This window comes from Xanthomonas sp. GW, from assembly GCF_014236815.1.
GTDB lineage: Bacteria > Pseudomonadota > Gammaproteobacteria > Xanthomonadales > Xanthomonadaceae > Xanthomonas_A.
Window position 1 is genome coordinate 4,132,372 of record NZ_CP051189.1, and the last position, 12,447, is coordinate 4,144,818.

The 12,447-nt window shown below is 70.0% G+C and carries 9 protein-coding genes; 7 read left to right on the plus strand and 2 right to left on the minus strand.

Annotated elements, in window-relative coordinates:
• The first annotated feature begins 24 nt into the window (after window positions 1-24).
• From HEP73_RS17860 to HEP73_RS17885, 6 genes are read left to right on the plus strand one after another with little or no spacing between them, the layout of a single operon-like run.
• A complete protein-coding gene (locus HEP73_RS17860; RefSeq protein WP_185820961.1) occupies window positions 25-2,136 on the plus strand; it encodes a glycoside hydrolase family 36 protein in 2,112 nt (703 codons plus the stop codon).
• Window positions 2,133-3,053: an EamA family transporter gene (locus HEP73_RS17865; RefSeq protein ID WP_185820962.1), complete on the plus strand. Its 921-nt coding sequence runs from the start codon at window positions 2,133-2,135 to the stop codon at window positions 3,051-3,053. The genes HEP73_RS17860 and HEP73_RS17865 overlap by 4 nt, the downstream gene beginning before the upstream one ends.
• Before the next feature lie 11 nt (window positions 3,054-3,064).
• On the plus strand, window positions 3,065-4,354 hold the full coding sequence (locus HEP73_RS17870) for a D-tagatose-bisphosphate aldolase, class II, non-catalytic subunit (protein WP_185820963.1): 1,290 nt from the start codon (window positions 3,065-3,067) through the stop codon (window positions 4,352-4,354).
• Window positions 4,341-5,501 (plus strand): SIS domain-containing protein, encoded by a 1,161-nt coding sequence (locus HEP73_RS17875; protein ID WP_185820964.1) that lies wholly within the window; start codon window positions 4,341-4,343, stop codon window positions 5,499-5,501. Before HEP73_RS17870 ends, HEP73_RS17875 begins: the two co-directional genes overlap by 14 nt.
• A complete protein-coding gene (locus HEP73_RS17880) occupies window positions 5,498-6,445 on the plus strand; it encodes an N-acetylglucosamine kinase (protein WP_185820965.1) in 948 nt (315 codons plus the stop codon). The genes HEP73_RS17875 and HEP73_RS17880 overlap by 4 nt, the downstream gene beginning before the upstream one ends.
• A gap of 43 nt (window positions 6,446-6,488) precedes the next feature.
• Window positions 6,489-8,333, plus strand: a complete 1,845-nt coding sequence (locus HEP73_RS17885) for an NPCBM/NEW2 domain-containing protein (protein ID WP_185820966.1) — start codon at window positions 6,489-6,491, stop codon at window positions 8,331-8,333.
• An 85-nt stretch (window positions 8,334-8,418) separates the two neighbouring features.
• Here HEP73_RS17885 and HEP73_RS17890 read toward each other — a convergent pair whose 3' ends face one another.
• Window positions 8,419-8,976 carry a DUF3228 family protein gene (locus HEP73_RS17890; protein ID WP_185815229.1) on the minus strand — a complete coding sequence of 186 codons (558 nt, stop codon included), beginning with the start codon at window positions 8,974-8,976 and terminating at the stop codon, window positions 8,419-8,421.
• A gap of 320 nt (window positions 8,977-9,296) precedes the next feature.
• A complete protein-coding gene (locus tag HEP73_RS17895; protein ID WP_185820967.1) occupies window positions 9,297-10,217 on the minus strand; it encodes a M14 family metallopeptidase in 921 nt (306 codons plus the stop codon).
• A 524-nt stretch (window positions 10,218-10,741) separates the two neighbouring features.
• Between HEP73_RS17895 and HEP73_RS17900 the strand changes: the two genes are divergently transcribed.
• Entirely contained in the window at window positions 10,742-12,169 is a 1,428-nt protein-coding gene (locus HEP73_RS17900; protein ID WP_185820968.1) for an alpha-amylase family protein, read from the plus strand.
• Window positions 12,170-12,447 lie beyond the last annotated feature (278 nt).

The following is a 12,447-nucleotide window of genomic DNA, read 5'->3' on the forward strand; positions in this document are numbered from 1 at the left end:
ACAACGCCACCGGACCCGTTGCCCATGTCCCCGATTGGACGCCGCAGTGTCTTGAAGTACGTCGTCGGCAGCGTGGCCGGCGCTGCCGCATGGAGCGTGGCGCCCTGGGCGCGCTCGGCCGAAGCCGTCGATGCGAACGCCGCCGACGGCAAGCCGGTGATCGCCGATGCGGTGCTGTCCCTCGCCTTCGATCGGCGCATGCACACGCGGCTGTCTTTCCGCGGCAAGCCGCTGACCGCCTACCAGCCCAGCGAAGTGCTGCTGCTGGCCGACGGCAGCGAACTCACCGACTTCGCGCTGACCGGCCAGCAAGCGCATGCGCTGGACGATCCGCGCCATGGCCGCGGCCGGCAGACCGTGTTCACCGGCCGCGCGGCCAAGGCCGGCGTGGAGAAGCAGGTAGCGGTGAGCCTGTTCGACGCGCTGCCCGGCCTGGCGCTGTTGCAGGTGCGCTATCGCAACCTGGGCACCACCGCGTTGCAGGTGGCCGGCTGGCGCAACGGCGCGCACGAACTGCCGGCCGTCGCCGGCGGCTTCTGGAGTTTCTCCGGCGCCACCCACACCGACCGCCGCGATTGGGTGCAACCGCTCGGCGACGGCTTCGCGCAGCGCAACACGCTGGCGATGGATTCCTCCGACTACGGCGGCGGCACGCCGCTGGCCAATCTCTGGCGCCGTGACGTCGGCATCGCCGTGGGTCACGTCGAGCTGATGCCGCGCCCGCTGGACATGCCGGTGCGCCGCACCGCCGCGGGCGCGGCGATCGCGATCGAATCGGCGCAGGCGACGACGCTGGCGCCCGGCCAGGAACTGGTCACCGAACGCACCCTGCTGGCCGTGCACAGCGGCGATTTCTACGCCCCGCTGCAGCAGTACCAGGCGTTCATGCGCGCCGAGGGCATCGAAGGCCCGCGCCCGCCGGACTCGGCGTTCGCGCCGATCTGGTGCGCCTGGGGCTACGAACGCGACTTCAACGTGCAGCAGATCTTCGCCACCCTGCCCAAGGCGCGCGAACTCGGCTTCGAATGGGCAGTGCTGGACGACGGCTGGCAGACCAACGAAGGCGACTGGAAGATCGACCGGCGCAAGTTCCCGCGCGGCGATGCCGACATGCGCGCGTTCACCGCCGAAGTGCGCAAACACGGCATGCGCCCCCGCCTGTGGCTGGCGCCGCTGGCCGCCGATCCCGGCAGCGACGTGTTGCACGAGCACGTGGACATGCTGCTGCTGGACAAGGAAGGCGCCTTCCAGACCGTGACCTGGTGGAACGCGCTGACCCAGTGCCCAGCCTACCAGCCGACCATCGACTTCTACGTGGCGCTGGTGAAGAAGGCCATCGGCGACTGGGGCTTCGAAGGCATCAAGCTCGACGGCCAGCATCTCAACGCCGTCGCGCCCTGCTACAACCCCGCGCACCACCACGCCAGCCCGAATGACTCGGTCGAAGGCCTGGCCAAGTTCTGGGATGCGATCTATCGCGCCGCGCACCAGGCCAATCCGCAGGCGGTGGTGGAACTGTGCCCGTGCGGCACCGCGTTCGCGTTCCACAACCTGCCGGCCACCGACCAGTACCCGTCCTCGGACCCGCTGTCGTCATGGCAGGTGCGCAGCAAGGGCAAGTCGATCAAGGCGCTGATCGGCGCGCGCAGCAGTTACGCTGGCGACCACGTGGAGCTGTCCGACAACCGCGACGATTTCGCCTCCAGCGTCGGCATCGGCGCGGTGATCTCCAGCAAGTTCACCTGGCCCAAGGACACCGCGCATCCGTCGGTGCCGCTGCCGCCGGGCGGTTTCGTGCTGACGCCCGAGCGCGAAGCGCTGTGGCGCAAGTGGGTGGCGTTGTACAAGACCCACATGCTGCCCAAGGGCGAGTACCTGGGCACGCTGTACGACATCGGCTTCGACAAGCCCGAAGCGCATGCGATCCGCAAGGACGGCGCGCAGTACTACACGTTCTATGCGCCGCAGTGGGACGGCAAGGTCGAGCTGCGCGGCCTGGCGCCGGGCCGCTGGCAGGTGCGCGACCTGTTCAACGAACGCGAACTCGGCGTGGTCGATGCCGCGCATGCGTTCCTGCCCGCGCGCTTCGAGCGCTTCCTGTTCCTGCAGGCCACGCCGGCCAGGGATCCGGCATGAGCGCGGCACCGACCCACACCGCGCGGCGCCGGCCCTGGCTGGTCTTCGCCCTGACCACGGTGGTGCTGTGGGGATTGTGGGGCGCGCTGTCGCCGCTGTCGGCGGCGCACGGCTTCCCCGACACGCTGGTGTACTGCGTGTGGGCGCTGACCATGCTGCCGCCGGCGCTGTACCTGCTGTGGCGCAACGGCTGGCAACTGGAGCGCTCGCCCAGGGCGATCGGCTACGGCCTGACCATCGGCTTGCTCGGCGCCGGTGGGCAGATGCTGCTGTTCCACACGCTGACCATCGGCCCGGCGTACTTCGTGTTCCCGATCATCTCGCTGTCGCCGGTGGCGACCATCGCGCTGTCGTTCCTGCTGCTGCGCGAGCGCACCGGCTGGCAGGGCACGCTGGGCATCGTGCTGGCGCTGCTCGCCCTGCCCCTGCTGGACCTGTCGTTCGGCCGCGGCAGCGGCGGCGGGCTGGGCTGGTTCCTGCAGTCGCTGCTGATCATGCTGGCGTGGGGCGTGCAGGCGTTCTTCATGAAGCTGGCCAACGACAGCGTGCGCGCGGAAAGCATCTTCGCCTACATGACGCTCGGCGCCTTGCTGCTGGCTCCGGTGGCGCTGGCGATGACCGACTGGCGGCAGCCGATCAACAGCGGACTGGACGGGCCGTGGATGACCGCGGCCATCCAACTGCTCAACGCCGTGGGCGCGGTCACCCTGGTCTACGCCTTCCGCTACGGCAAGGCCATCGTCGTGGCGCCGCTGAGCAATGCCGGCGCGCCGCTGGTCACCGCCGCGCTGGCGCTGCTGTTCGCCGGCCTCGTGCCGGGGCCGCTGAAGGCGATCGGCCTGGTGCTGGCGCTGCTCGCCTCGCTGCTGCTGGTGCTCGAACCCGAGCGCGCGCCGCCACCGCCCTCTTCCCCCTGACTGGATTTTCCATGCACGCTCTGCTCGATCTGATCGCGCGGCATCGGCAAGGTCACGCCATCGGCGTGACCTCGATCTGCTCGGCCCATCCCCTCGTCGTCGAAGCCGGACTGCGCCATGCGCAGCGCAGCGGCCAGGCGCTGGTGCTGTTCGAGGCGACCTGCAACCAGGTCAACCAGGACGGCGGCTACACCGGCATGCGCCCGGCCGACTTCGTCGCGTTCGTGTACGCCATCGCCGACCGGGTCGGCTTCGAGCGCGGCCGCATCGCGCTGGGTGGCGACCATCTCGGCCCCAACCCCTGGACGGCGCTGGACGCCGCCGCGGCGATGGACAAGGCCGAGGTCATGGTGGCCGCGTACGTCGCCGCCGGCTTCCGCAAGATCCACCTGGATTGCTCGATGGCCTGCAGCGGCGATCCCCAGCCGCTGCCCGAAGCGGAGATCGTGCGCCGCGCGGTGCGCCTGTGCCGCGCCGCCGAAGACGCATGGGCGCAGGCGGGCGGCGAAGCGCCGGTGTACGTGATCGGCACCGAGGTGCCGGTGCCCGGCGGCGCCACCGAAGCGATCGACGGCCTGGCGCTGACCACGCCGGACGCGGCGCTGGCCACCATCGAAGCGCACCGCAGCGCGTTCGCGCAGGCCGGGCTGGGCGGTGCCTGGGCCCGGGTCATCGCCTCGGTGGTGCAACCGGGCGTTGAATTCGACCATCACGCCGTCATCGACTACGACAGCGGCAAGGCGCGCGAACTGAGCCAGGCGGTGACCGCCGTGCCGGGCATGGTGTTCGAGGCGCATTCCACCGACTACCAGACGCGCGCGGCGCTGGACGCGCTGGTGCGCGACCACTTCGCCATCCTCAAGGTCGGCCCCGGCTTGACCTTCGCCCTGCGCGAAGCGCTGTGGGCGCTGGACGCGATCGAACGCGAATGGATCGACGCCACGCAGCGCGCCAACCTGCGCGAGGTGACCGTGCGCCGCATGCAGGCCGCCCCCGGCCACTGGCAGCGCTATTACCACGGGCAGGGCCGCGGCCTGGCCATCGACCTGCAGTACAGCCTCAGCGACCGCATCCGCTACTACTGGCCGGATGCGCAGATCGAGCAGGCGCGCGTGCGCCTGTTCGACAACCTGCGCGCCGATCCGCCGCCACTGCCGCTCCTCGGCCAGTATCTCCCCCACGCATTGCACGCCATCCGTACCGGGACCGCGACGCGCGATCCGCAGTCCCTGGTCATGGCCCACGTCAGTGCCGTTCTCGACGACTATCACCATGCATGCCATGCCCATGACCCCTCCTGATGCCCTCGGCATTGCCGAATCCGAACTGCACGCGAGCGGCGCGCTGTGGACCGCGCGCGAGATCGCGCAGCAGCCGCGCATGCTCGAACGCACCCACGCGCTGGTCGCCGAACTGCACGCGCAGCTGCAGGCCTTCGCCGCACCGATCGCCGACGACCCGCGCGCGCGGGTGATCCTCACCGGCGCGGGCACCTCCGCCTACATCGGCCAGTGCCTGGCGCCGCTGCTGGACCGCGTGCTGGCCGCGCGCGTGGACGCGGTGCCCACCACCGACATCGTCTGCGCGCCGCAGCTGTACCTGGACCCGGCGCAGCCGCTGCTGCTGATCTCCTTCGGCCGCTCCGGCAACAGTCCCGAAAGCCTGGCCGCGGTGGACCTGACCGAAGCGCTGGTCGCCGACGTGCGCCACCTGGTGGTGACCTGCAACCGCGACGGCGCGCTGGCGCGCGCGCCGGTGGCCAGGGCCATGACCCTGTTACTGCCGCAGGAAACCCACGACGTCAGCTTCGCGATGACCTCCAGCTTCAGCTGCATGATGTACGCCACCCTGGCGGCGCTGCTGCCGGCCGGCGCGCTCGATGCCCGCATCGGCCCGATCGGCCGCGCCGTCGACGCGGTGCTGCTGCACGCGCGGCCGTTGCTGGAAACGCTCGCGCGCGGCGGCTTCGAGCGCGTGGTGTACCTGGGCAGCGGCCTGCTGCAAGGCCTGGCGCGCGAGGCCACGCTCAAGCTCGGCGAGCTCAGCAACGGCGCCGTGGCCACCTGCTACGACTCGCCGCTGGGGTTTCGCCACGGGCCGAAGACCTTCGTCAACGCGCGCACGCTGGTGCTGGTGTTCGTGTCCAACGACCCCTACACGCGTCGCTACGATCACGACCTGCTCGACGAACTGCGCCGCGATGGCTGCGCCGCGCGCATCGTCGAGATCACCGCGCAGCCGCGCCCGGGCCTGGAGGCGGACACGCTCGCGGTTGCCGGCATGCATGCGGCGGTGGACGCGGACCTGCTGTGGCCGTACATCGCCGCCGCGCAGCTGTTCGCGTTCCTGACCGCGCGCGCGATGGGCGTGACCCCGGACAACCCGAATCCGTCCGGGGTGGTCAACCGCGTCGTGCAGGGCGTGCGTCTGTACGCGTTGGACGCATGAGCGCAGCGCTCTATCTCGGCGTCGACGGCGGCGGCAGCAAGACCCGCTTCGCCGCGATCGACGCCAGCGGCGCGCTGCTGGCCGAGGCGCAGCTGGGCGCCACCTATCACCCGCAGGTGGGCCTGGACGGCGTGCGCGCCACCTTGGCGGAGGGCATCGGCCAGGTCCTCGGCCAGTTGCAGCGCGTCCCGGCCGATATCGCGCAGGCCTTCTTCGGGCTGCCCGCCTATGGCGAGGACAGCCGCGCCACCGCCGCGCTGCAGGGCATTCCCGCGCAGGTGCTGGGCCACGACCGCTACGCCTGCGACAACGACATGGTGTGCGGCTGGGCCGGTTCGCTGGCCTGCGCCGACGGCATCAACATCATCGCCGGCACCGGCTCGATGGGCTACGGCCGGCGCGGTGCCGCCGCCGCGCGCTGCGGCGGCTGGGGCGAAGCGTTCTCCGACGAAGGCTCGGCCTACTGGATCGCGATGCAGGGCCTGAACGCGTTCTCGCGCATGAGCGACGGGCGCCTGCCGCGCGGTCCGCTGCATGCGCTGCTGCGCGAGCATTTCCAGCTGGGCGCGCATGACTTGGACATCTGCGCGCACGTCTACGGCGAAGGCGTCGGCAGCCGCGGCGACCTGGCCAGGCTGTCGCCGCTAGTCTCGCGCGCCGCGCAGGCGGGCGACGCGGTGGCCGCGGCAATCTTCGAGCACGCAGGCCAGGAACTGGCGGCGATCGCGGTGGCGCTGCGCGGCGCGCTCGGATTCGCAGCCGGCGAGTCGGTGCCGGTGTCGTATTCCGGTGGCGCGTTCAGCGCCGGCGAGCTGTTGATGCACCCGTTGCGGCTGGCGCTGGACGCGGCCGCTCGCGATTTCCAACTGCGCGCGCCCTTGCACGCGCCGCACTACGGGGCCGCGCTCTATGCGCGGCAACTGGCCGCCATTCCCTCCCGCTGAAACATCGCCGCCGACGCCGACCGCGCCCGCCAAGGACACGCCGATGAAACGCCCGCTGCTGGCCGCCCTGCTCTGCACCATCGCCGTCGCCGCGAGCGCGGCGCAGCGCCACGACGCCCTGCAACCCAGCGGCCGCTTCAGCGTGTACGGCCACGGCGCGGCCGCTACCCCGCCGATGGGCTGGAATCCGTGGAACGCCTTCCGCACCGACGTCGACCAGGCGCGGATCCTGTCGGTGGTCGACGCCATCCAGCGCCGCGGCCTGCAGCAGGCCGGCTACCGCTATATCAACATCGACGACGGCTGGTGGTTGCAGCGCCGCGCCAGCGGCGAGATCGCGATCCGCACCTCCATGTTCCCCATCGCCAGCACCGGCGACGGCGGCACCAGCTTCCGTGCCTGGACCGATGGATTGCATGCCCGCGGCTTCAAGGCCGGCCTGTACACCGACGTCGGACGCAACGCCTGCTCGCAGGCGTTCGACCGCACCAGCCCCAACCTGCCGGTGGGCAGCGTGGCCGAGCGCGAGATCGGCCTGCAGGGCTTCGAAGCCTCGGACCTGAAGACCATGTTCCAGGACTGGGGCTTCGACTACCTGAAGGTGGACGCCTGCGGCCTGGCCGACTTCGCCGCCGACAGCGCGCCGGTGCGCGAAGCCGGCCAGCGCGCGTTGCGCCCGCTGATCGTGCGCGGCGACGCCGTGCGCAGCGACCGCGACGCGGTGGAAACGCACTACGCGCGCATCGGCCGGCTGCTGGCCGCGTTGAATCCCGACAACGACTACGTGCTGTCGATCTGCCCCTGGGGCGAGGCCGGCGTGCGCGACTGGGGCGGCAGCTACGGCCACCTGTGGCGCACCAGCCCGGACATCGAGCCGACCTGGGACAGCATGCTGCACAACTTCGATTCGGCCTCGCGGCGCGAACTGTACGCCGGCCCGGGCCGCTGGAACGATCCGGACATGCTGGCGGTCGGCCTGGGCGCGTTCGATGCCGCGCACCTGACCGAAGCGCGCACCCATTTCTCACTGTGGGCGATGCTGTCCGCACCGCTGCTGCTGGGGTTCGACCTGACCCGCGCACCGGATCCGCTGATCGAACTGCTGCGCAATCCCGAGGTGATCGCGATCAACCAGGATGCGGCCGGCAACCAGGCCACACTGGTGGTCGAGGCTGCGCCGGTTCAGGTACTGGTCAAGCCGCTGTCGGCACGCGGCGAACGCGCGGTGCTGCTGTTCAATCGCGGCGACACCGCGGCCGTGGCGCAGGTCGATGCGCGACAGATGAAGCTGGCCGCCGGCACGCCGTTGGCGGTCCGCGATCTGTGGCGCCGCCGCGACCTGCCATCACGCCAGGGCCCGCTGCGCTATGCCCTGGCGCCGCATGCCGCGATGATGCTCAAGATCAAGGGCGCGCCGGTGGAAGCGGACGCGACGCTGCTGAGCGAAATGACCGGGCGCATCCATGTCGCCGCCGACGGCCTGCCGACCTACGCCACCGCGCTGGACGCCGCCTCCGGCACGCCGCGCGCCGATGTCACGCCGTACGGCCAGCCGCTGAGGATCGCCGGCAACGCATACGCATACGGCATCGGCGCCCATGCCGATTCGCGGCTGGAGATCCTCACGCGCGGCGAGTTCTCCAAGTTCAGCACGTCGCTCGGGCTGCAGGAGAGCGACGCGCGCGGCACCGGCACCACCGTGTTCCGCGTCTACGGCGACGCCAGGCTCCTGTACGAAAGCGCGCCGATGCGCAGCGGCGATGCGGCAGTCGCCGTCGAACTGCCGATCGGCAAGGTCGGCGTGCTCGAGTTGGTCGCCGCTACCGACGCAGTGCCGGCCGGCGCGTTGCCGCCGCTGGTGGTCTGGGCGAATCCCTTGCTGCGCTGAGAGCGCAAACGACGAGCTCGCGCCCGTCGACGGCGGGTCACGCTGCAATCGGGCACTCGCTCGCTATGGCGACGCCGCTACGCGGCTACGGCCGCCAGTTCGCGTTGCGCTCCCAGAACGCCACGCTGCGCCGGTACGCCTCGCGGTCCAGCGCCACGCCCGAGCCGCCCTCCTCCACGCCCAGCGCATTGCGCAGCATGGTGATCGGCGCCATCGGGATCTCCTGCGGCTCGGCGGTATAGAGGCAACCGACCACGCCCCACTCGGCCTCGATCGGTGCGCCCTCGCGCGCCAATTGCTCGCGGCTGTAGAGGATCGGCAGCAGGTACGCGGCGACCGCCGGCTCGACGCCTTCGAACCAGCGCACCAGCACCGGCAACTCTTCCCTGCTGCGCGCTTCGTAGCCGGAACGCAGCAGGTGGCGATTGGCCTCGGTGATCGGCACGGTCAGGCAGCGGGTGGACGTCCAGTTGGGATGCACGTGCAACTTGCAGAACGGCGCATAGCCGTCCAGCACCCGCAGCGGCGTGGCGTCGTTGAGCTGGCGCTCGAACTGTTCCGGCGTGCAGTCCTGGATCGCGTTGCGGCGCGCGTCGCGCGGGAACAGGCGGGTACGGGCGAAGGGGGTAAGGACGATGGACATGGCGGCTGCGGGCACGAGGAGCGAGCTAGCGTAGCGTGCTCGGCAGGCGATGGACACCGTGGACAACTGCATGGCCATGCGGCGGTCGGCAAGGCATCGATTCCGATCGCCACCGCCTTTTTGCCTGTGCTTCTGCAGGAGGAGTTTCAACTGCGCCGTTTTATCGGCAAGACGTCGGGGTCGAAACCCCTGCTACGAAGAACAGAAGACCGTCATGGCGCGGTGTCGGACTTGGCATCGACCCGGGTCAGTACTGCACTGCGCGGCGCGCATCCCGCACGAACAAACCACCGCGCATTCCATCACGCAGGCGGCACCGGCTACGGATGCGCCAACGCGTAGTCGATCGCGGCACGAACCGCCGCCACCTGTGCGGCATTGCACTGCTCGGGCGTGGCGCTTGGACTGTCGGGGTAGACCTCGGTGGTCGTGGTGTAGCGCGCGTCGCTGATGCCTGCGCACAACCCCAGCTTCTTCATCGGGTAGCGGATGACGCCATGCGCCACTACCGGCGAGCCGATGATCTTGCCCTCGGCATCGGCCGGCGCGATATGCGTCACCTGCTCCACTGCCGCGATCACCGCCTGCTGGAACGCCGGCTGCGGGTTCTCGCTGTCGTCGACCAGGTAGAAACCGTCCGGAATGCCATCGGGCTCGTAGGCGACACCGTCGCGCGCGGCCAGCGCCGGCCGGAATTCGGACTCGTCGCTGTCGGTGGTCTCGTGCAGGTCGATGTGCATCGCAATCCGCCCACGCAGCGGCGCGACCAGCCGCAGCAGCGCCGCCGATTCCTGCGCCGGGCTGTCGTCGCGGAACGACCGGTTCGGATCGATGGCGTCCGCGTTCCAGCGATGGATCCGTTCGTAGGCCCATGCACTCACGCACGGCGCCACCAACAGATTGGCACGCCCGCCGTACTCGTCCGCGTGGCCTTCGGCGAACTGCAGCGCGCCATGCACGCCGCTGGTTTCGTAGCCATGCACGCCGCCGGTCACCAGCATGCACGGCAGCGTGTCGTCCCATCCGCGGCTGCGCAGCGCCAGCAGCGGGTAGCGGTCTTCGGCATACGCCAGCACACCGTATTCCACGACATCCCAAAGCTCGCGCAGGCGCTCGATCGCCGCCACGACGTCCGCCTGATAGCTGCGCTGCCGACGCTGCCGCGAGAGCCAGTCCGCTTTTTCCGCCAACCCCCATGGCGTGCCGGGCGTACCAATGGGATAGAAGGCATCGAGTGTCATGGTGCAGTCCACGTGTAAAGGTGATGCGAGTGACTTTAGCATCGGAAAAACCTGGTTGCCTTGCGCAGCGCAGCGTGGATCGGCGCGGGAGACAACGCACGTCTGCGTTGACGTGCCGTGGCCGCCTGCGCCGTATCGACCGCAACACGCCACGCGACCGCCAAGGACCACGCGCGCGACCGAATGCATGCAGCCAATCGCATCTCCAAGCTTGACGCGATGTGCAGCGCGACCCATCGGGGAACAGCGCACTGCACTCGCCGGACAGCACGCAAACCTATCCGCCTGCCTACGCGGCCGCGCAGGGACGCAGCGCCATCACGCGCAGCCTGGACTACAGAACCGGATACCGATCCCGCTTTCGACCGGCGCTGCAATGAATACGTATGTAGCGCACCCATGTTGCGCCGCGATGCGCGCTTAGCATCGCTCACCGCTGCCTTCCCTGCGCCACTGCCGCCGCGGGATGCAGTCCAGACGCGCAGACGCTTCGCCTGCGCACTTCCACCAAGGAGACCCGTGTGATGCGCGACCTGTCCGCCGCTCCGATCGTCCCATCGCGCCCGCCCCGCTGGCGCCTGTTCCTCGTCGGCCTCCTGCTGGCCCTGGTCACCGCCAGCGCCCAGGCCGATGTCATCCTGCACGCGTTCAACTGGCCCTACGCCACCGTGGAAGCGCGCGCGGCGCAGATCGCCGCCGCCGGCTATCGCAAGGTGATGGTGGCGCCGGCGTATCGCTCGCAGGGCAGCGCCTGGTGGGCGCGCTACCAGCCGCAGGACATGCGCGTAATCGACAACCCGCTCGGCGACACCGAGGACTTCGCCAGCATGGTGCAGGCGCTGGCCGATGTCGGCGTGGAAACCTATGCCGACGTTGTCCTCAACCACATGGCCAACGAGGCGGCGACGCGTTCGGACCTGAACTATCCGGGCAGCGCGGTGCTGTCGCAGTACGCCGCCGATCCGTCGCGTTACGCATCGCTGCGGCTGTTCGGCGACCTGTCGGTGAATTTCCTCAGTGGCGGCGATTTCGGCCCGGCGCAATGCATCACCGACTACAGCGACGCCTACCAGGTTCGTACCTACCGCATCTGCGGCGGCGGCAGCGATCCGGGCCTGCCCGACCTGGTCGGCAACGACTGGGTGGTGCAGCAGGAACGCAACTATCTGCAGGCATTGAAGGCGCTGGGCGTCACCGGCTTCCGCATCGACGCGGCCAAGCACATGACCTTCGACCACCTCAACCGCGTGCTGGATTCGGGCATCCGTTCCGGCGTGCACGTGTTCGGCGAAGTCATCACCGGCGGCGGCGCCGGCAATGCCGACTACGACCAGTTCCTGGCGCCCTACCTGCAGGCGACGCCGCATGCGGCCTACGATTTCCCGCTGTTCAACTCGATCCGCAACGCCTTCGCCTACGGCGGCAGCATGGAGCTGCTGGTCGATCCGGGCGCCTACGGCCAGGCCCTGCCGGGCGCGCGCGCGGTGACCTTCGCGGTTACCCACGACATCCCGAACAACGCCGGCTTCCGCTACGCGATCCTCGACCCGGTCGACGAGACCCTGGCCTACGCCTATCTGCTCGGCCGCAACGGCGGCGTGCCGATGGTGTATTCGGACAACAACGAGAGCGGCGACAACCGCTGGGTGGACGCCTACCAGCGCGACGACCTCAAGCGCATGATCGGTTTCCACAACGCCGCGCAGGGCAGCGACATGCAGGTGCTGTCGCACGACGCCTGCCACCTGCTGTTCCGCCGCGGCGATCTGGGCATCGTCGGCATCAACAAGTGCGGCACCGCGGTCAACGCCACGGTGGCGATGAGCGACAGCGTGCTGCGCTGGAACGTGGACTACAGCGACGCGCTCGGCTCGGGCAGCGTGGTGCGCATTTCCAGCAGCAGCTACACCTTCAACCTGCCGCCGCGGCAGGCGCGGATGTGGAAGCGCTGATCCTGGCGCGCCTTGCGCAGCCGTGTGGCGGCGCCCGCTGCCGCACGGTTGTGCCGCAGCCGGTGCCATCCGCGCGATCCCGGTTGGCGCTTGCAGGCCGGCACTCACGAACAGCAGCGATTCGCGCGTACGCCATGCACATCGGTCGCAGCCGACCGCATTCCGCGCTGCCACGGCGCTCGTTCGCCGTGCGATGACGCAGATGCGCGGCATTTCGACCATCCTCCATGCAGCAAGGCCGGCTCGCGAGCGGCCGGCCAGCGGACAGCCGGATCGGG

Excerpts from the sequence above, each read along its gene's own strand:
- HEP73_RS17865 (WP_185820962.1), top strand. The coding sequence starts at position 2,133 with ATGAGCGCGGCACCGACCCACACCGCGCGGCGCCGGCCCTGGCTGGTC.
- HEP73_RS17870 (WP_185820963.1), top strand. The coding sequence starts at position 3,065 with ATGCACGCTCTGCTCGATCTGATCGCGCGGCATCGGCAAGGTCACGCC.
- HEP73_RS17885 (WP_185820966.1), top strand. The coding sequence starts at position 6,489 with ATGAAACGCCCGCTGCTGGCCGCCCTGCTCTGCACCATCGCCGTCGCC.
- HEP73_RS17880 (WP_185820965.1), top strand. The coding sequence starts at position 5,498 with ATGAGCGCAGCGCTCTATCTCGGCGTCGACGGCGGCGGCAGCAAGACC.
- HEP73_RS17895 (WP_185820967.1), bottom strand. The coding sequence starts at position 10,217 with ATGACACTCGATGCCTTCTATCCCATTGGTACGCCCGGCACGCCATGG.
- HEP73_RS17890 (WP_185815229.1), bottom strand. The coding sequence starts at position 8,976 with ATGTCCATCGTCCTTACCCCCTTCGCCCGTACCCGCCTGTTCCCGCGC.
- HEP73_RS17875 (WP_185820964.1), top strand. The coding sequence starts at position 4,341 with ATGACCCCTCCTGATGCCCTCGGCATTGCCGAATCCGAACTGCACGCG.
- HEP73_RS17900 (WP_185820968.1), top strand. The coding sequence starts at position 10,742 with ATGCGCGACCTGTCCGCCGCTCCGATCGTCCCATCGCGCCCGCCCCGC.
- HEP73_RS17860 (WP_185820961.1), top strand. The coding sequence starts at position 25 with ATGTCCCCGATTGGACGCCGCAGTGTCTTGAAGTACGTCGTCGGCAGC.